The sequence below is a fragment of the Lachnoclostridium sp. An196 genome, from assembly GCF_002160135.1.
Classification (GTDB): domain Bacteria; phylum Bacillota; class Clostridia; order Lachnospirales; family Lachnospiraceae; genus Hominiventricola; species Hominiventricola avistercoris.
Genome location: NZ_NFJZ01000002.1, coordinates 340,308 through 358,662, shown reverse-complemented (window position 1 = coordinate 358,662; position 18,355 = coordinate 340,308). Strand labels below are relative to the sequence as shown.

Sequence of the window (18,355 nt, the reverse complement as noted above, 5' to 3'; positions counted from 1 at the left end):
GGTCTCATCTTCTGTCTCTTTATTTTCGCGGCAACAAACCCTATCCTTATTTCTTTACAGCTCTTACCAGCCGCATGACCTGTTCCGCTGTCTTTATCATATTCCGGCGGGCTGTCTGCGGCTCCATGGCTTCATCCAGCGTTACTACCTGGCGCAATATGGGAAAATACGCATCGATCCCTTTCTCATTGCACGCCTCTGCACCGTCTGCCACTGATCCTGCAAATGCGATCACCGCCGCTCCATGCTTCTTTGCAAGCGCGGCAATTCCAACCGGAGCCTTCCCCATGGCAGTCTGATGGTCCAGCCGTCCTTCCCCGGTAAATACCAGATCCGCGCCTTTCATCGCCTCATCCATATCCACCGCTTCCAGCACCAGATCAATCCCCGGTCTCAGATCAGCTTTCAGATAAGCCATAAACGCGTATCCCAGCCCGCCCGCCGCGCCTGCGCCTTCCACGTCGGCACAGTCTGCGTTCAGGCATCTTTTCGTCACTTCCGCAAAATGTCCCAGATCCTGATCCAGCTTTTCCTTCATCTCCTCCGTCACGCCCTTCTGAGGTCCGTAGATAAAGGTAGCGCCGTTTGAACCGCACAAAGGATTGGTCACATCGCATGCCACGCGAAAACTGCACTCCTCCAGTTCCGGCATGACATGGTCTGTCCGGATCCGCGCCACATCTTTCAGCGCGTCCGCGTCGATTCCCACAGGATTTCCCGACGCATCCAGAAACTCAAACCCCAGCGCCGTCAGCATACCGATCCCGCAGTCGTTGGTAGCGCTCCCGCCGATTCCGATGACAAAATTGCGGCATCCCCGTTTCACCGCGTCGCGAATCATCTCGCCGACCCCATAAGTCGTAGCATGCAGCGGCTGTTTTTCCTTTCCTGCCAGAGTGACACCCGCTGCGGCTGCCATCTCCATCACCGCTGTTTTGCTTTCCCTGATCCAGCCATACGCGGCAGTCACCGGGACATCCATCGGCCCATGCACTTCCACCTGCACCATTTCTCCGCCCAGTCCTTCCGATAAAGCCTCCGTCGTGCCTTCCCCTCCGTCCGCCAGTGGTTTTACCAGGACCTGTGCCTCCGGAGACACCTTCAAGACGCCTTCTTTGATGGCATTTCCCGCCTCCATGGAGCTCAGGCTCCCCTTTAAAGAATCGATCGCAATCACTATTTTCATCCTATTACCCGCCTGTCTGTTTTACTACTTATTTACCACATTCCTGGGTGTGCCGTCAATTACAGACTGTATGTTTTCTGCGGTCGTCTGCATAATTCTTTCCCGCTTTCCAATTCTTCGTACAGATACTGTTCCTTTTTCCAAATTCATTAAACATCTGATGTTTTATGTATATCACAAAATATCAGATTTATAAATAGTTTTCAAATAAATAATCTTTTAAAAAACTTTTTTATGAATAATGCATCTATTCATAAGTTATTTGTTGTGCATCTTTTCTATAAAAGAGAGTGTTTTTTCAAAGACCTATAGAATCGTTGTTTGACGTTTTACTTTTTCATGTTATAATAAGCACATAATTTGAGTGGTATCGATTACATATAGAGGGAGGATTCGAAATATGGAAGTGAATGAATTATTTCGTGCTAATAAGCGGGAATCTGCTGTTGATCTTGTTGTCAACAATATCAAACAGCTCCTGATAGAAAAAAAACTGAAACCCGGCGACCGGCTCCCCAGCGAACTGGAAATCTCAGAAGGTATGAATGTGAGCCGCGGATCCGTGCGGGAAGCCATGAAAATACTTTCAGCCTTTGGACTGGTGGATATTAAAATCGGAAATGGTACCTATGTTTGCGAAACTCCCGGGAATTCTCTGATGGACTCTCTTCTGTTCAGCTTTTTTGTTTCTAATCCTGATCTGGAAAATCTGTATGAATTTCGCCATGTATTTGAGATTGACGTGCTGGAAATGATATTAAAACACTACGATGAAAACGGGCCCGAACGGACCGCTCTGGAAAACAATCTGAACAGCCTGAAAGAAATGATGAAAACCGGTGCGACTTCCCAGGACCTGAGAGAAAATGATCTGGAATTTCACCGTCTGTTGGGGAGCTGTACAAAAAATCCCCTGATGGAACGGGTGTATGGTTTCGTTATAGACTTTATGGAGCCTTCTATCATCGCCAGTCACAAAAATCAGAAAGGCGAAATTGTCTATCAGGTACATAAATCTATCCTTGACGTGATCAAAGCCCGGGACTACGATCGGATTAATCAGGTCATCACCGACTCTGTCGATACCTGGTCCGTCCTGCAGCCCGAAAACGATCCCCAGCGCTAAAATTCTCGTCAAAAAAGGACCGCCCTTTGGCCTCTCAGGCCGCCGGGCAGTCCTTTTTTACACTTCCAGCTTCTCCAGCAAATCCGAAATCACGCAGCCAACCGTCTCGTAGTGCAGAAAATCCGTCACATTCTGATCCACCAGAATTTGCGCCTGCGCAGGAAAATCTTCATCCGCATCCCAGAATACCAGACAAAGATGCATACAAGGGAAAGCCTCAAACTCATATCCCGCATCACCCTTGGGAATCTTCTTTCCTCCCATTTTTTCACAAGCCGTTTCCAATTCCTGTAAATGCCCGGTATACCGGCGGGCAAAAGGATCCAGCAGCGGATCCGGCACACGGGTTCTTGATACAACCCCGTCTATGGTATGGCTGGGCACCCATTTCCCGGAGATCACCGGATGGTCTTTTGTAAAAAAGAACAGGTGATAAATCGCCATAGATTCGTTAAAATACAGCTCGGAAGTCCAGCCGTCTTCCTGCTTTTTCTCCAGGCTTCCGTCTGCCAGCTTCAACCGGTACGGCGTCCGGAAATAATCCACATACAAGTATTCCGGATCCGACTCCAGATGCAGGATCTCTTCCAGCCGGGAAGGATCCAGTCCGGCAAACGCGTCCTTCCATTGTCTGCACACTTTTTCATATTCGGAAAACAATACGCCTCTGCTCTGAAAGGCATGGTAATTTACGCTCATGTCAGTCTCTCCTTCTACCAGCGTTCCCGAAACGAAGACTCTTCTTTCAGTTCCATGTCCTCTGATTTAATATCTTCGATCCTGATGTATCTCTGCTCATACAGATATCCCAGCAATTCTCCGATCCGGGTCTGTGTTCCCTGGACTTCCATCTCCACACTGCCGTCTGAAAGATTTCTTACCCATCCGGTCAAACCCAAAAGCCTGGCTTTGCTGACGGCATGCCAGCGGAAACCTACGCCCTGCACCCGTCCATAGAAAAAAATATGTCTTCTTACCATTGATTTTCCCTTTCACGTTTAAGAAGCATTTTCCCTGTGTAACAAAAAACCCTCTGATTTCTCAAAGGGTTTCCGCATGGAGATAGCAGGACTCGAACCTGTGACCCTCTACACGTCAAGCAGATGCTCTCCCAGCTGAGCTATATCTCCATGCGCCGATTATAACATAACTTTTTCTCGTTTTCAACAGCCAACCGGACAAAAAACGGTCTTCAAAAAACGGTCTCATATCCCTATCTCAAATTCCGCCTTGTATACATAAGTATCATAATCTCCGGCTCCCCGGTAATCCGTCACTTCCTTGCAGAACCGGTATTTCCCTTCCGGCAGTGTTCCATAGTACCTTTCCCAGTTTACCTCTTCTTTCTCTCCTCCGTTCTCCCCGATCAGAAACGCGACGGCTTCCCAATTCATGTCTCCATCCAGACGCACCCAGCGTCCATCCTCCAGTCGTTCCAGCCAGTATTCTTTTCCGTACTCAAGCTCGCCTGTGGGATTCCCTCCCTTTCTCGCAAACTGCATGGTAAGGCCCGTCGGCGTCACGTCCCGGATCTCCAGACTCAGTCCCATAGGATCTTCGATCTCGAACACCGCATATACCTGCTTTCCATTTTCCAGATCCGGCCCGCCCTCTGCTCCTTCCGGAAACACCTCTTTGCTCACACAATAGATTCCCGGCTGCAATGTTTCGTAGATGGAGTCCCAGACGATATTCAGGCAGTCCGTCTCCGGATCTTCTCCGATCTTCCAGTATGAAGTAACGCCGCAGAAACCGCCCTGGACCGGCAGCGGACCCCAGGCTCCGTCCGCGTACTGTTCTATGGAGAAAAATTCGTCGTAATACCAGACCTCGTTTTCATGACCTTCCGCTAAAGAAAACCGGAACTCTCCTCCCGACGGCCTGGCAGAACCGGCACACCCGAAGTCCACTCCTTCCGCTCCGCCCATATGCTCCGGCAGCCCGTCAGATCCCCCGGCGGTATCTGCAGTCCCTGGCTCCGACGTATTTTTCTGCGTCCCCTCTCCGGGTTCCGCCCCGCCCGCGTCATCCGGGTTCCCGCAAAGTCCCAGAAACAGGGGCACTCCTGTGCTGTCCAGGATTCCGTACAGAAACGGCCGGTCAAAACAGAGCTGCAGCGCCGCTTCTTCCGCCGGCATCGAAGTCCCGGTGAGCATCAGTTCTGTATAAGCCGACGCCTCCACCCCTTCCTCTTCCAGGCCGATATGTGTCTCCTGCCGGATCTGCGAGATCAATATATCTTCGTCCGTCATATTAGAGAAATCCGCCTCGTCTCCGAAAGCTGATTCCATTCCCATCTCTCTCAGCGCCGGGATCAGTTCCATGCTGTCCCCAAAGGTAAACTTCGGAAGAGACAGATTCACTTTCCCGGTCTCTCCTTCCGTATCCCCGAACATTTCCTCCAGTTTTTCCGCAGTGAAAAGTTCCCGGATATCCGTCCCTTCCTCCGGCAGGATCAGCACCATGCTTCCGCCGTTTTTCAGTCCCAGGCTGGTTCCCGTATACCCGTCTCCGATCAGCCAGGGAAGGAAATCAAACTCCTGGTTCATGTAAGTGACATCCGATTCTTCTCCCGAAAGAGTTGTAAATGCTCCCTCTGTATTCTGTTCCTCCCCGAACCGGCTCGACCATTCGTCATACAGATAAACTGTATTCAGCACCGCCAGCGCATCCTCTTCGGAGGTGGCAATCTGCGGCGCCAGAGTGCCGTTCGTGTGTTCCACGATCCATTCTCCCATGGCTTTTCCGGTCTCTTCATCGCCAAAGTCCACCAGGAACAAGTCCGAATAGAAGTCGTCCTGCGCCTTCTGTATAAAGTCTTTTTTAAACTTACTTTTTCCGGACATCCACAGAGAATCCGCAAGTTTCAGCTGTCCGATTTCATTATCCGTATACAGCAGCCGGTACAGTTTTCCACATGATTCCGCCAGCTCTTCCCTGTCACCCACACCCAGCAGGTCTAAAAATTCCTGTTCCGTCGTTCCCGACGCCCCCTGAGCAGCAAGCGCCAGCGCATAATAGAGAGACAGAGGAGAATAGTTTCTGTTTTCCTCGGTTTCCTCCAACAGCAGCGCCGCCGAGCCCCAGGAAAACTGCCTGACCGCTTCCAGAAAACTTTCCGGCACCTGGTTTTCTTCGCGGCGGGCGATCCTTCCTTCCACATCGTCAAAAGCGATCGCCTCAGGCTCCTTCACGTTCGTCTGACTTTTGTATCCCCCGTTTTCCATTTCCTGCCCGGCCCGCATACCGCATCCGTTCAGACACACAACCGCTGCCAGCGCCGCTGCCGAACCTCTTTTCATCCATTTTTTCTTCATTTTGCATCCTCCCTTTCGAACGGCTGTGATTTTAGAAGTAAAAAAGAATCACCATTCTGTTTTGTCCTGAATAGTGATTCCTACATATAAAACGTATGCTTCTGTTCATTTACTACACAAAATACTTATTTTCCCAGATATCTCATGATCCACCGTGCCACGCCGTCTTCGTCATTGGACTCTGTCACCTCGTCCGCCGCGGCCCGGACCTCTTCTGCCGCGTTCGCTACCGCGACTCCTGTTCCGGCAAAACGGATCATATCGATGTCATTTTCGGCATTTCCGAAGGCAGCGATCTCCTCCCGACCGATTCCCAGCATCTTAGCCAGATCCCGAAGAGCCGGTCCTTTCCCGGCGTCTTTATTGGCCGTCTCCAGAAGCACATCTGCAGATGTGGTCAGATAGATGCCTTTCACTTCTTCCAACCTCTTGCGGACAGCGGGTTTTCTCTCCTGTTCTTCTACCAGCAGATTAACGCTGTCCAGGCACTCCGCCTGCCGCAGAAAAGCAAAAATATCCTCCACCGGTCTTCTGGTACTCTGCACATACCGGGCATTGCGTCCGGTCCGGTTCAATCTGTCTGTATCTTCCACATAATTCCGCTGGGAATAGGGAACTCCGTCGATGAATCCTTCCACCAGCAGCCCCTCTTCCCGCGCAATATCCAGGATCCGGCCTGCCGCCTCCTTTTCCAGGAACTTTGCCATTACCCGTTTTCCGGTTTTTACTTCATAGATATTGGCCCCGTTGGACGCGATGGCATATTCCACAAACGGAAGGTCTGTCACCGCTTTCGGCAGAGCGGAAAACGCCCTCCCGCTGGCTGCCACGATCTGTATTCCGTTCCGGTCTGCTTCTTCCAGAGCATGACGGGTATATTCCGACAGATTTCCTCCTGTTCGCAGCGTTGTTTCATCTAAATCCAGCGCTACCAGCCGGATATTTTTTTCTGTTCTGTTTTCCATTCATACATCCTCCAAAATACGACATTTGCCGCCAGATTCAGTATAGGCAATATTTTTTCAAATTACAAGGTTTTCCGGCGGTTTTATTGACACCTGTGCGGACGCTTTGTTAAAATACCCATGAACCGTTGTTATAAAATATTTCTTTTGAGAAAGGATTGAACATATGCCAAGATTAAATGAAAATTATCTGAACCTGAAAGAAAGCTATCTGTTTTCAGAGATCGCCCACCGCACAGCGGCCTATGCCAAAAAGAATCCGGAAAAAGGCGCCCGCATCATCCGTCTGGGAATCGGCGATGTTACCCGTCCTCTAGGAAAAGCAGTACTGGAAGCGCTCCATGAGGGTGTGGACGCCATGGGTAAAACCGAGACTTTCCACGGATACGGCCCGGAGCAGGGTTACGCGGAAACCAGAGAAGCCATCTCCGCCTATTATAAAAAGAACGGCATCGAAGTGGATCCGGGCGACATTTTCATCTCCGACGGAGCCAAGAGCGACACCGGAAACATCACCGACCTGTTCGGCCATGACAATGTGATTCTGATTCCGGATCCGGTTTATCCGGTCTATGTGGATTCCAATATTATGTGCGGCAATCAGGTCACCTATATCGCAGGGACTACGGAAAATAATTTCCTCCCCATGCCGGATCCGTCACAGCACGCGGATATCATCTATATCTGCTCGCCCAACAATCCTACCGGCGCATGTTACACCAAGGCCCAGTTAAAAGAATGGGTGGATTACGCCATCGCCAACCAGGCGGTCATCCTGTTCGACTCCGCTTACGAAGCCTTCGTATCCGAGCCGGATCTGCCCAGAAGTATCTACGCGGTGGAAGGCGCGAAAAAATGCGCGATTGAGTTCTGCTCCCTGTCCAAGACCGCAGGATTCACAGGTACCCGCTGCGGTTACACGGTCGTCCCGAAAGAACTGGTATTCCAGGCGTCAAACGGACAGGAGATGTCTCTGAACGCCATGTGGAACCGCCGTCAGAGCACCAAGTTCAACGGCGTATCCTATATTGTGCAGAAAGGCGCGGAAGCCGTGTTCTCCGAGGAAGGCATCCGTGAATGCCAGGAGAATATCGGATATTATAAGAAAAACGCGAAAGTGATCGCTGATACGCTGACCCGTCTGAACATCCGTTTCTTCGGCGGCGTCAATTCTCCTTATATCTGGTTTGAGTGCCCGAACGGAATGGAATCCTGGGAATGCTTTGATTACCTGCTGGAAAACATTCAGGTAGTGGGCACCCCCGGCGCAGGATTCGGAGAGAACGGAAAAAACTATTTCCGCCTGACTTCTTTCGGCACCTATGAAAATACCTCTGAAGCCATGAAACGTTTCGAGGAATTGTTTGCAGGAAAGAACTGATCTCTTCACCTGCGGAAGCGTTCATAAAACTGATCATAAAAGTCCCGGTTCCGGTCGTAGGGAAGCATGTAGAAAAGTCTGAGCACGCTCATGCTCAGCTCCCTGATCTGATCCGGGGCTTTCTCTGTCTCCTTCTGCAGGTCTTTCAGATAATAATGCCAGTCGCGCACAAACTGTTCGTAGCGTTTCAGGTCCGGCGTATCCAGCCATTTTCTGACTCTGACTTTCGTCTTTTTCTTCGGACATTCATGGACCTGCAGAAAGTACCGGAAATCTCCGTCCTCATAGATCCTGCCCAGCGGGAACAGCCGGCAGATGCCCGGCCGGTATTCATGAATACTGCAGCGTCCTTCCGGATTCAGGAACGGGCATCGCTCCCCGTCTCCTGCCATCTTCAGATTCGGCAGAATCACACCATCTACAATATTCAGTTCTATCTGCCGGTCCAGCATGGATTCAAAATCTTTCCCGGTTGCCGCGCACAGCCGGAAAACATCCAGGGGATCCAGTGTAATGGAACTGCCCATCCCCGTACAGCACGACGAACAGCCTTCGCATCCGCCGCAGTCCGCCTTCACCAGATCATTGGAAGTATACAGCCTGCCGTCAGATACTTCTTTCATATCAATTTCCCGTTCCATATCGTTCACTCCTCTTCCCCGCTCAGGCTTTTTCTGCCCAGCCTCACATCATTCAGATGTTCCGCCAGTTCCTCCGGCAGATAATCAAACAGATAATTGCCGCTGTTCGGAAAACGGTCCAGATACTCTGCCCGTATCTCCCTGCTGATGCGTTCTGTCTCTTCTTTCAGTTCTCTGGCAGACATAGTGCGGCATCCCTGCCCCCGGATAATAATCTGCTCCAGACCGTCGGAAGTAGCCACAGTCACCTGATACTTTCTCCCGATCGTATGGGCTGTACGCTCAATATACTGGTCCGCCGTCTCTGCTTCTTTCGTGTAAACCACATAAATGTTGTGGTATTTCACCGTTTCCTCCACATGCCCCTCCACACGGTACGCGTCAAATACCAGTATGAGGTTGCATTTTCGGAATCCCTGATAGTTGCACAGTACGTCCATGAGCTTTCCCCTGGCCCCGTCTATATTGGTCTTTGCCATCTCGCTCAGTTCGTCCCAGGCAAAGATCACGTTATAGCCGTCCACAAGAAGATACTCTTCCGGATTTTCTTTTGCCCTGGAAGATCTGTGCTTTCCCGGGACATATTCCGAATTACTTTTTTCTTCCGCTCCATAGACGCGGACCCTGTCTTCCGCGCCGGGAAGCCTCCTCTTGGGAGCGCCAAAGGTACGCGCAAAGATCTCTTCCAGTTCTTTTTCTTCTTCCGCGGTTCCCAGCGGCGCGCGTTCTCTCCGGCGGGGAGCCGGTTCTGCCTCTGCTTTCCCTCCGTCTGCCCCGCTGTCTGTCAGATCCGCCAGATGCATATGTTCTTTTACTTCATACCAGGGTATGACCGTGCCTGCGCCATGATAACAGAATACGGAGTCCGGCGTATTTTCCACATCTGCCTCCGGATCATAGCCAATACTCCGGATCACCTCTTCCGCATCCCTGCATGGCGCGTAACCTCCGGGCATGCAGGAAAGATGCCCTCTTCCTTTTGTATAGGAAGTGACTTCCTGCTGATAATTCCGCATGGCAGACACCGGCGCGGATCCGGATAAAACCGACATCTCTCCTTCCGTCTCCGGCTGTTCAAAAGACGCGTGCATCTTTTCCAGATCTGTCATGGCCCGTCCCACATTTTCCAGCGGAATCTCCAGACGGAATTCATAATAAGGCTCCAGCAGAACATTCTGCGCCTGCATCAGCCCCTGCCGGACTGCGCGGTAAGTCGCCTGCCGAAAATCCCCTCCTTCTGTATGTTTCAAATGTGCTTTTCCGGAAATCAGCGTGATCCGTACATCCGTAAGTTCTGATCCGGTCAGCACACCCACATGCGTCTTCTCTTCCAGATGGGTCAGTATCAGGCGCTGCCAGTTCCTGCTCAGCTGGTCCTCGCTGCAGGCCGAAGCAAACTGCAGGCCGCTGCCCGGCTCTCCCGGTTCCAGCAAAAGGTGCACTTCCGCATAATGGCGCAGAGGCTCAAAATGCCCCACACCCTCCACCGTATCCGCAATGGTTTCTTTATATACAATGCTGCCTTCTCCGAAATCCACCGACACATCAAAACGTTCCCGGATCATGGTCTTCAGCACATCCATCTGCACTTCTCCCATGAGCTGCGCCTGGATCTCTCTTTGCTTTTCATCCCACCGGATATGGAGTTCCGGTTCTTCTTCCTCCAGTGTCCTTAACTTTCCTACCATCTGCACAGGATCACATCCCCGGGGAAGCAGGATGCTGCAGGACAATACCGGTTCCAGAACCGGCAGATTAGAACCTTCTTCCGCTCCCAGCCCCTCTCCCGGATAGGTATGGATAAGTCCGGTCACTGCACAGACCGTACCGGCAGCGGCTTCTCCTGCCGTCTCATATCTGGATCCGGAATAAAGGCGTATCTGGTTGACCTTTTCTTCCCACGCGTCTTCGCCCCGGCCTCCGCTCAGGAGATCCTTTACCTTCAGGGCTCCGCCGGTCACTTTCAGATAAGTCAGACGGTTTCCCTGTTCGTCCCGTCCGATCTTATATACCCTGGCGCCGAACTGTTCTCCATACTCGGGCACAGCCATACAGATTTCCAGACCGTGAAGGAATTCGTCCACCCCTTCCAGTTTCAGCGCCGATCCAAACCAGCATGGGAACAGATCTCTCCGGCAGATCAGCCGGTTGATCTCATCCTGCGGGATCTCTCCGGTCTCCAGGTAACTCTCCATCGCTTCTTCCCCGCAGACCGCTATGTTCTCCAGAAAAGTCTCCCGGTCCTGTCCGGCGCCAAAATCCACGCACCGGTCATCCAGCAGCCGGCGCAGTTCTTCCAGAAGCTTTCCCCTGTCTGTCCCCTGCTGGTCCATCTTATTGACAAACAAAAATGTGGGCACCTGATACCGCTTCAGCAGTTTCCAGAGCGTCCTGGTATGTCCCTGGACGCCGTCCGCTCCGCTGATCACCAGCACCGCGTAATCGATCACCTGCAGCGTCCGTTCCATCTCCGCGGAAAAATCCACATGCCCCGGCGTATCCAGAAGCGTCACCGGCTTTTCCCCCAGACGAAGCCTCGCCTGCTTGGAAAAAATCGTAATCCCCCGATTCCGCTCCAGCTCATAAGTATCCAGGAACGCGTCCCTGTTGTCCACACGTCCCAGGCTGCGGATCGCGCCGCTGCGGTAGAGCATCGCTTCCGAGAGCGTAGTCTTGCCCGCGTCCACATGGGCGAGGATGCCGATGTTGACCGGCTGCTGCGCAGCCGGTCTGGTATCTTTATTATCAGACGTATTTCCCATAGAAATACCCCTTTCCGTTTTATGATCGTATATCCGTAATCATATCACAGAAAGGGGGATAAGTCGATAAAGCTTATCAGGGCTTTTTATCTTATTGAACCACTAATTCCAATGTCCCTGTATAGTGCTCCGCCACCACGGTAATATAGTTGCTTGCCGAGGGCAGATCAATTGTTCCGGAATATGAATCTTCCGTATCGCACAGGATCTCCGGCTCGTCTGCCCCTGTCTGCAGGATCAGTTTCAATGTTCCGCTTTCCGTATCCATATGACAGGAGATTTCTATTTCGTTTCCGCCGTCCCGTTCAAGCGCGGTGCCTCCGAAAAGGACCTCTTCGCCGGAAAAATCTTCATAGTTCGCTTCGTAAGTTCCCACATAGCTGTCTGTACCCGGACTGCGTTTCCCCTGCAGCTCCTTCTTATCTGTCAGCCCGGTATCGGGCAGTGCCTGCAATGCCTGATTGTATTGTTCAATGATTTCATCTTTCGAGCATGCTGTCATGGATATCAGACAGCACATCATCAGCAGTAAAAGTATTATTTTCCTCATGTCCATTCTCCTCCCGGTATTTTCGTCCGCTTTTAAAAAATTGTAACGCACTTTATCTGCCCGAGTACCGTCTCCCGCGCCCTCTTTTCTTTTTCTTCTTAGCCGTCCCCGTTTTGCTGCCGGGATGAGAAAACAGCAGAAGCGCCATGGTCAGGGCAATGACTGCCGCCATCCCCAAAAACGCCAGCGGGATACCGGGGGCTTCTGTGGCGCCGTTATACTCCTGCATATCGAACCCGGTGAGAACCAGCGCCGCGGAAAAGGGATAGGCGGAGAGCAGGAAACCGCTTTTAAAAAACAGGATGCAGTATCCGAGAAAGAAGGTCAGAAGCGATCCTCCGAGATAAGCTCCCCGAATCTGGCCGAATATCAGGATGACCGGCATGCACACCAGGCAGGTGTTGAAAGCGGCTCCGATCACCTGCGCGCCCTGGCCTGCAAGAACCGCCGGGGATAATCCGTCCAGGCCTGCCGCGGTTCCGGTCAGAAGCGTCACAAATACGCTGTATACTCCAAATATCAACGACAGGATTACGGTTATCGTCAGTTTTCCGCCCATCAGTCTGGGATAAGAGACCGGAACCGTAAGCAGATTTTTCATGGTATCATTCGTGTTTTCCCGGTCTATGATCCATCCTCCGATCATCACAAGCGAGATGGGCAGAAAGATCTGGGTGTTTCCCCATATGACACTGTTGAAAAGACTTACAAAATTATAACCGGGGTCCCGCAGCTCGGGATTCATGACCAGTTGGGAACCGTATTGCACCACAGGGCAGAGAGCCAGGGCCACGATCCCTACCAGCAGGATCTGGCACCGCCGCAGCTTCCGCCATTCGCCTTTGATAATACTCCGCATGCTTCTCACCTCCTTAACAGCCCTGGCGCTTATAGACCCACGCGATCAGAGTCAAAAACAGCGCCGCTTCTATGCAGACTATGAAAAACGCCTGCGGGACGGTTACAAAATAAGGACTGATCCGCTCCACCAGCGCCGCCGTCTCCGCGCCGATCTTTGATGTATCAAAATACTGATAATACCAGCGAAAACTTAAGGGACCGGGCAGCAGCGTGCCCAGGTTGAATCCAAACGGCTGCATGATGAACGCATCATTCATACTGCAGATGTAATTGACCGTTGTATAAAAGAAGGTGATGATCACAGAGATAATATAACTGCGATTCAAAAATACCACCAGAAGGATACAGGGCAGCGACCCGGCCCACATCATGATCCCCTGACCGATGCCTACCCAGAAAAGCCTCCAGAATCCCACCGGTTCCCATCCTGCCGCCAGCACAATCACCAGGATGACCAGGCCGCCTGCCGCCATGAAAGCCGCCGCAAATAAGAACAGCAGGGCCATCTTCGCCAGTGCCAGAGCAGACTTGTTCACCGGAACGGTAATCAAATTTTTCAGCGTGTCGTTGTCCTGCTCCTCAAAAAGCAGATTGGAAGCAAGCACCACCAGCGCGGGCATGAGCAGCATATACGCGCTCATCTGGAATAAAGAGGCCATCATCCTGTCCACCGCTTCCGCGCCGCTTGTAAACGCTTTGAAATCCGGCAGGAACAGCGCGCACCCCAACGGGATCAGGGCCGAGACAGCCGCCGCCCCGAAGAACAGGGGCCTGCGTTTCAGCTTGGCAAATTCACATCGCAGCAGTCTAAGCAATACCCTCACCTCCCGTAACTTTTTTAAAGTAATCCTCCAGAGTATCCTCATAGAGATGCGCGTCGGATACGGTCAGCCCCTCGTCCACAAACAGGCGGACAGCCGTGCCCGCATCCAACCGGGAATCCCGGACGGTCAGTTTCGTGGAACTGTCTATTTCCATATTCCGGATACCCATCCTGTCCTGAAGCAGTCCGGATGCCGCCGCCGCGTTGGACACCGTAAATCGAAAATATTTTCCATTCTTCTTCTCCAGTTCTTCCAGACTTTCTTCCTCCAGCAGAACGCCATGGTCAATAATGCCGATATCGTCGGCCAGCAGAGAGATCTCGGAAAGTATATGGCTGGAAATCAGGATGGTTTTTCCCGTGGCGTCGCACAGATTCCGTATGAAATCACGCACCTCCGCGATACCGATGGGGTCAAGCCCGTTGATCGGTTCGTCCAGTATCAGGAGCTCGGGATTGTGCATGACGGCCAGGGCAATCGCCAGACGCTGTTTCATGCCGAGAGAATACTGGGAAAACAATTTTTTGTCTTTATAAGGCAGATTGACCAGTTCCATGGCATTCTTGATATATTTCGGACCTTTCAACCCTCTCAGATCGGCAAAAATCCGCAGGTTTTCCGTCCCGGTCAGATTCGGATAAAACCCCGGCGATTCGATCAGGGAGCCGATACGGGGCAGGATCTTTTTCTCATTGCCGCGAAGCGGTTTGCCGAAGATTTTCACGTCTCCGGAAGTCGGCTCCGTCAGCCCCAGAAGCATCCGCATGGTTGTCGTTTTACCGGCTCCGTTCCGTCCCAGGAGCCCGTAGATACGCCCTTTTCTCACATGAAGAGACAATTTGGATACGCTGGTCTGCTCTCCATACTTTTTCGTGAGACCGCGGGTCTCGATGATATAATTGCTCATAATCAGATATCTCCTTTCGTGCTGCCTATAAGATAGCATCTCTGTTCTGAGATAACGCTGAGCCAACCTTGATTTATCTCTGAGATTTTCACCGAAGAATAGCCGAATGACATTGGGGAGGGTATAATACAGATAACAACGGATGATAAAGGGGAATGATTTATGGCAGATTATAGAATATTACTGGCCGATGATGACCGGGGGCTTCTGGAAATGCTTCTCTCTATTTTCCGGCGGGCAGGCTACCATGACCTTCTCACCGCCTCGTCAGGGCTCGAGGCGCTCCGCCTCTGGCGTGAAGAGCAGCCGGATCTGGTTGTCCTGGATGTGATGATGCCGGGTATGGACGGATTTTCTGTCCTGAGAGAGATACGCCGCGCAAGCCGTGTTCCCGTCCTGATGCTCACCGCCCGTGGCGAAGCCGAAGACCGCATTGAGGGATTGGAAAACGGCGCGGACGACTATCTTCCCAAGCCTTTTTTGCCGAAAGAACTGCTCCTGCGGGCAGGCGCCATCTTAAGCCGCGCCTACCCGGAGCGGAAAGAGCAGGTGGCGCTGGCCGGTTCCACCGTGGATATGGCGAATGCGGAAGTATGGAAAAACGGAGAACGAATATCATTGACGGCGAAAGAGCTGCAGCTCTTTGAAAAACTGTATGAAAACGCAGGGCGAATCGTCACTACAGGAGCCTTGTGCGAGACCATATGCGGAGAGTTCTGGCAAGGATACGAGACTACCCTTTCCACCCACATCCGGCACCTGAGAGAAAAGATAGAAGAAAACCCCTCCAGGCCGGTTTCTCTGGTGACGGTAAAAGGAATCGGTTACCGTCTCCATCTTAAGGAGGGCGCATCATGAATTCTGTACAGCGTTTCTTCCGACGTTATATTCTTTCCATGATCGGAATCATATTTTTATTCCTGGGTATCAATATCGCGCTCTTTTTTGCAGTCATGGTCATAGGGAGTATGAGCGGTTCCGGGACCTCTCTCTCTGTCCGGGATCTTTCAGACGGCGTGGTATGGCAGGACAGCGCCTGGACCGCCGACAATGCCGCCCTTTCCATACTGCGGGAAAACGACGCGTGGGCCATGCTGCTGGATGAGAACGGGAATGTTGTCTGGCAGCAGGATCTGCCGGAAGATCTGCCGCGGTCTTATACAAGCGCGGACATTGCCTCCTTCAGCCGCTGGTATCTGGACAGTTATCCGGTAAAGATATGGGCGCGGGAGGACGGCAGCCTGATGGTAGCCGGTCTGCAGCCCCGGACCCTGGTAAAATTTTACTATTCTCTGGAATGGCCCTATATAGAAGTTATGGCAGGCGGAATCGCCGCAGTCTTCCTGTGCAATCTGTTTCTGATTATTTTTCTGATCCTGCGCAATACCCGCAAAGTAGAGAAAGCCATGACTCCCATCTTACAGGGCATTCAGGATCTGAGCCGCGGCAAACCGCGGCATCTGGAAGAGCAGGGGGAACTGGCTGAAATCAGCAGGGGTCTGAACCGGGCAGCCGACTATATGAGCCGGAAAGATAATACAAGAGCCGAATGGATCCGCGGCGTGTCCCATGATATCCGCACGCCGCTTTCCATCGTACTGGGATACGCCAGCGAGCTGGAAGAAAACGATGTACTTCCGCAGGAAGCCAGGAAACAGGCCGGGATTATCCGCCTGGAAAGTGAAAAAATGAAAAGGCTGATCGATGATCTGAATCTGACCACCAAACTGGAATACGCGCTTCAGCCTGTCCAGGTCAAAAATGTCGATCTGGCAGAAACAGGCCGTCTGGCTGCCGGTGAGGCGCTTAACAGCGGTCTGCCGCAGCAGTATGAGATTACATTTTCCGAGGCACGGCCGGGACGAAGCCTTCCTTTTTCCGGAGACAGCAGCCTTCTTCTGCGAATGCTAGATAATCTGATCCGAAACAGTGTGATTCACAATCCGCAGGGATGCAGGATCATCCTTTCTGCCGGAGAGGAAGACGGATATTATCTCTACACGGTATCGGACGACGGTATCGGACTTTCTCCGGCGCTGCTTGCCGCGCTGAACCAGGGACAGGACATTTCCAGCACCCGAAACTGCGGCGGAAAACTTGAACATGGACTGGGGTTAAAACTGGTGCGGCAGATCGTCCGCGCCCATCAGGGAAAGATACAGTTTTCTGATACTGTCCCTCACGGGCTGACTGTAAAAGTTTTCCTGCCTATAAAATCATGAAAGCTATGCCAGCTTTTTCACATTCTCCATCACATTCCGATATGCCTCCCGTACCGCGAGAAAAAGGCCCTGCACATCGCCGTCTTTTTTCCCGCCGCGGGTGGCGTCGGACAGACGCGTACACGTTTCATAAAGCGGCGTAAGCTCCAGATTTCCCGCCACACCTTTCAGCGTATGGGCGGCGGCAAAGATCCCTTCATAGTCATTTTCTTCCATGGCTTTTTCCAGCGCCTCATAGTTCCTGTCATTCTCAAATTTTTTCAGCATCCGCGCAAGCAGCCCCTGATTTCCCATCATCCTGGACAACGCGGTCTGATAATCCGCTCCAATCTCTTTATAGAATTCTTCCGGCGTCATCTTTCTCTCCGATCCCGGACCATTTATCTGCGGTCCGTTTTCTTTCATCATATAACAGGCCGGGGAAACTTTCAAGCTCCCCCGGCCGTATCAAGCGTTCTGATTCTTTGTTATTCTCTTGCGGCCATCAGTTTGTTTCTTAACTCGTCTTCCAGTCTTGCCAGTTCCTGTTCTGCCGCCTGTCGTTTCTGTCTTCCTTCCTGCTGGATCCGAAGAGTCTCCTCAATCGTGGAGATCAGGTTCTCGTTTACTTTGCGCAGGGTATCGATTTCCACGATCCCGGCCTCCGATGCTCTTGCCGTCTCCACCGTATTGGATTTCAACAGCTCTGAATTCTTTTTCAGAAGCTCGTTCGTCGTATTCATCACTTCTTTCTGCATCTTCAAGGTCTTTTCCTGACGGTACAGTCCCAATGCGATGACGATCTGGCCTTTCCATACAGGAATCGTGTTCATGACAGCCGTCTGAATACGTTCTACCAGCAGTTTGTCATTATTCTGGATCAGTTTGATCTGCGGCGCCGTCTGGATGGCAATCGTACGGCTCAGTTTGAGATCATACAGTTTTTTCTCAAATCTGCTCACCGTCTCCTCAAAGTCATTCACCAGCTGCGCCGCCATAGGATCATCCGAACGCTCTGCTTCCGCCCTGAGGCCCGGCAGCGTTTTTTCCCGCAGCTCGGTCAGTTTTTCTTCCCCTGCTTCAATATAGATCTGCAGTTCCCTGAAATATTCCAGGTTTTTTTCATACATGGCATCAAACATGCCGATATCTTTCAGCATGCTGACCCGGGCTTTTTCCAGTTCGCCTTCAATCCGGTCTATCTGAACTTCCACTTTCGCATAGCGTTCCCGGAATTTTTCCAGACTGTTCCGGGCGTTGCGTACAAACGGGATTTTATCCAGGATCCCTTCCCCGTCTCCCGGCTTCGTGATATCCATACCCTTCACCTGGATAACCAGATCGGATAAAAGACCTCCCACATAACCGGTATCTTTACTGCGGACATTCCCCAGAACCGTATCCGCGAAATCCGAGAGGTTCCGCTGCGCGCCTACGCCGTACTGTATCACCGCCTGAGAATCCATCAAATCAATCGATTCCCGGATTTCACGGATCTTCTTCTGTTCCTCTTCCGTAAAAACAGGCATCTGCGATTTTACTTCTGTGAGTTCTCCCTGTTCCGTATCCGCAGTCTCCTGCTGTCCTCTGGCCCGCGCCAGATCTGCCAATGTAATCTCTCCCATTTTCTTCTC

17 protein-coding genes and 1 tRNA gene are annotated in these 18,355 nt (G+C 51.8%); 4 read left to right on the top strand and 14 right to left on the bottom strand.

The window, feature by feature from the left end; translation table 11 throughout:
- Positions 1 to 46 precede the first annotated feature (46 nt).
- Entirely contained in the window at positions 47 to 1,186 is a 1,140-nt protein-coding gene (locus B5F29_RS04165; RefSeq protein WP_087153407.1) for a glycerate kinase family protein, read from the bottom strand.
- Between the two features lie 400 nt (positions 1,187 to 1,586).
- Between B5F29_RS04165 and B5F29_RS04160 the strand changes: the two genes are divergently transcribed.
- Positions 1,587 to 2,312, top strand: a complete 726-nt coding sequence (locus B5F29_RS04160; RefSeq protein ID WP_242955571.1) for a FadR/GntR family transcriptional regulator — start codon at positions 1,587 to 1,589, stop codon at positions 2,310 to 2,312.
- 57 nt (positions 2,313 to 2,369) lie between these two features.
- Here the strand turns inward: B5F29_RS04160 and B5F29_RS04155 are convergent, their stop codons facing one another.
- The 5 genes from B5F29_RS04155 to B5F29_RS04135 form a co-directional block, all read right to left on the bottom strand.
- Positions 2,370 to 3,011: a DUF3786 domain-containing protein gene (locus B5F29_RS04155; protein ID WP_087153406.1), complete on the bottom strand. Its 642-nt coding sequence runs from the start codon at positions 3,009 to 3,011 to the stop codon at positions 2,370 to 2,372.
- A 14-nt stretch (positions 3,012 to 3,025) separates the two neighbouring features.
- Positions 3,026 to 3,292, bottom strand: a complete 267-nt coding sequence (locus B5F29_RS04150; protein WP_087153405.1) for an acylphosphatase — start codon at positions 3,290 to 3,292, stop codon at positions 3,026 to 3,028.
- A 77-nt stretch (positions 3,293 to 3,369) separates the two neighbouring features.
- A tRNA-Val gene (locus B5F29_RS04145) sits at positions 3,370 to 3,442 on the bottom strand.
- Between the two features lie 75 nt (positions 3,443 to 3,517).
- Entirely contained in the window at positions 3,518 to 5,629 is a 2,112-nt protein-coding gene (locus tag B5F29_RS04140) for a serpin family protein (protein ID WP_087153404.1), read from the bottom strand.
- A 125-nt stretch (positions 5,630 to 5,754) separates the two neighbouring features.
- Positions 5,755 to 6,594, bottom strand: coding sequence for an HAD family hydrolase (locus B5F29_RS04135; RefSeq protein WP_087153403.1), 840 nt, complete (start codon positions 6,592 to 6,594; stop codon positions 5,755 to 5,757).
- 166 nt (positions 6,595 to 6,760) lie between these two features.
- On the opposite strand from B5F29_RS04135, the gene B5F29_RS04130 reads away from it, so the two are divergent.
- Complete coding sequence (locus tag B5F29_RS04130) at positions 6,761 to 7,975, top strand: LL-diaminopimelate aminotransferase (protein WP_087153402.1); 1,215 nt, start codon at positions 6,761 to 6,763, stop codon at positions 7,973 to 7,975.
- Positions 7,976 to 7,980: 5 nt separating this feature from the next.
- Here the strand turns inward: B5F29_RS04130 and B5F29_RS04125 are convergent, their stop codons facing one another.
- The 6 genes from B5F29_RS04125 to B5F29_RS04100 form a co-directional block, all read right to left on the bottom strand.
- Complete coding sequence (locus B5F29_RS04125) at positions 7,981 to 8,616, bottom strand: YkgJ family cysteine cluster protein (protein ID WP_087153401.1); 636 nt, start codon at positions 8,614 to 8,616, stop codon at positions 7,981 to 7,983.
- Positions 8,617 to 8,621: 5 nt separating this feature from the next.
- Entirely contained in the window at positions 8,622 to 11,378 is a 2,757-nt protein-coding gene (locus B5F29_RS04120; protein WP_087153400.1) for a translation factor GTPase family protein, read from the bottom strand.
- A 91-nt stretch (positions 11,379 to 11,469) separates the two neighbouring features.
- The gene (locus B5F29_RS04115; protein WP_087153399.1) at positions 11,470 to 11,928 is read right to left on the bottom strand and encodes a hypothetical protein; all 459 of its coding nucleotides are present in this window, start codon (positions 11,926 to 11,928) and stop codon (positions 11,470 to 11,472) included.
- Between the two features lie 52 nt (positions 11,929 to 11,980).
- Positions 11,981 to 12,787 carry an ABC transporter permease gene (locus B5F29_RS04110; RefSeq protein ID WP_087153398.1) on the bottom strand — a complete coding sequence of 269 codons (807 nt, stop codon included), beginning with the start codon at positions 12,785 to 12,787 and terminating at the stop codon, positions 11,981 to 11,983.
- A gap of 13 nt (positions 12,788 to 12,800) precedes the next feature.
- Entirely contained in the window at positions 12,801 to 13,604 is an 804-nt protein-coding gene (locus B5F29_RS04105; RefSeq protein WP_087153397.1) for an ABC transporter permease, read from the bottom strand.
- A complete protein-coding gene (locus B5F29_RS04100) occupies positions 13,597 to 14,520 on the bottom strand; it encodes an ABC transporter ATP-binding protein (RefSeq protein WP_087153396.1) in 924 nt (307 codons plus the stop codon). The genes B5F29_RS04105 and B5F29_RS04100 overlap by 8 nt, the downstream gene beginning before the upstream one ends.
- A gap of 162 nt (positions 14,521 to 14,682) precedes the next feature.
- On the opposite strand from B5F29_RS04100, the gene B5F29_RS04095 reads away from it, so the two are divergent.
- Entirely contained in the window at positions 14,683 to 15,378 is a 696-nt protein-coding gene (locus B5F29_RS04095) for a response regulator transcription factor (RefSeq protein WP_087153395.1), read from the top strand.
- A complete protein-coding gene (locus tag B5F29_RS04090; protein ID WP_087153394.1) occupies positions 15,375 to 16,742 on the top strand; it encodes a sensor histidine kinase in 1,368 nt (455 codons plus the stop codon). Before B5F29_RS04095 ends, B5F29_RS04090 begins: the two co-directional genes overlap by 4 nt.
- A gap of 3 nt (positions 16,743 to 16,745) precedes the next feature.
- Here the strand turns inward: B5F29_RS04090 and B5F29_RS04085 are convergent, their stop codons facing one another.
- Positions 16,746 to 17,099 (bottom strand): Hpt domain-containing protein, encoded by a 354-nt coding sequence (locus B5F29_RS04085; protein ID WP_162608360.1) that lies wholly within the window; start codon positions 17,097 to 17,099, stop codon positions 16,746 to 16,748.
- A 110-nt stretch (positions 17,100 to 17,209) separates the two neighbouring features.
- Positions 17,210 to 18,346, bottom strand: coding sequence for a toxic anion resistance protein (locus B5F29_RS04080; protein ID WP_087153392.1), 1,137 nt, complete (start codon positions 18,344 to 18,346; stop codon positions 17,210 to 17,212).
- Positions 18,347 to 18,355 lie beyond the last annotated feature (9 nt).

Excerpts from the sequence above, each read along its gene's own strand:
- B5F29_RS04085 (WP_162608360.1), bottom strand. The coding sequence starts at position 17,099 with ATGACGCCGGAAGAATTCTATAAAGAGATTGGAGCGGATTATCAGACC.
- B5F29_RS04135 (WP_087153403.1), bottom strand. The coding sequence starts at position 6,594 with ATGGAAAACAGAACAGAAAAAAATATCCGGCTGGTAGCGCTGGATTTA.
- B5F29_RS04165 (WP_087153407.1), bottom strand. The coding sequence starts at position 1,186 with ATGAAAATAGTGATTGCGATCGATTCTTTAAAGGGGAGCCTGAGCTCC.
- B5F29_RS04080 (WP_087153392.1), bottom strand. The coding sequence starts at position 18,346 with ATGGGAGAGATTACATTGGCAGATCTGGCGCGGGCCAGAGGACAGCAG.
- B5F29_RS04150 (WP_087153405.1), bottom strand. The coding sequence starts at position 3,292 with ATGGTAAGAAGACATATTTTTTTCTATGGACGGGTGCAGGGCGTAGGT.
- B5F29_RS04125 (WP_087153401.1), bottom strand. The coding sequence starts at position 8,616 with ATGGAACGGGAAATTGATATGAAAGAAGTATCTGACGGCAGGCTGTAT.
- B5F29_RS04115 (WP_087153399.1), bottom strand. The coding sequence starts at position 11,928 with ATGAGGAAAATAATACTTTTACTGCTGATGATGTGCTGTCTGATATCC.
- B5F29_RS04130 (WP_087153402.1), top strand. The coding sequence starts at position 6,761 with ATGCCAAGATTAAATGAAAATTATCTGAACCTGAAAGAAAGCTATCTG.
- B5F29_RS04120 (WP_087153400.1), bottom strand. The coding sequence starts at position 11,378 with ATGGGAAATACGTCTGATAATAAAGATACCAGACCGGCTGCGCAGCAG.
- B5F29_RS04160 (WP_242955571.1), top strand. The coding sequence starts at position 1,587 with ATGGAAGTGAATGAATTATTTCGTGCTAATAAGCGGGAATCTGCTGTT.
- B5F29_RS04090 (WP_087153394.1), top strand. The coding sequence starts at position 15,375 with ATGAATTCTGTACAGCGTTTCTTCCGACGTTATATTCTTTCCATGATC.
- B5F29_RS04095 (WP_087153395.1), top strand. The coding sequence starts at position 14,683 with ATGGCAGATTATAGAATATTACTGGCCGATGATGACCGGGGGCTTCTG.
- B5F29_RS04110 (WP_087153398.1), bottom strand. The coding sequence starts at position 12,787 with ATGCGGAGTATTATCAAAGGCGAATGGCGGAAGCTGCGGCGGTGCCAG.
- B5F29_RS04100 (WP_087153396.1), bottom strand. The coding sequence starts at position 14,520 with ATGAGCAATTATATCATCGAGACCCGCGGTCTCACGAAAAAGTATGGA.
- B5F29_RS04155 (WP_087153406.1), bottom strand. The coding sequence starts at position 3,011 with ATGAGCGTAAATTACCATGCCTTTCAGAGCAGAGGCGTATTGTTTTCC.
- B5F29_RS04140 (WP_087153404.1), bottom strand. The coding sequence starts at position 5,629 with ATGAAGAAAAAATGGATGAAAAGAGGTTCGGCAGCGGCGCTGGCAGCG.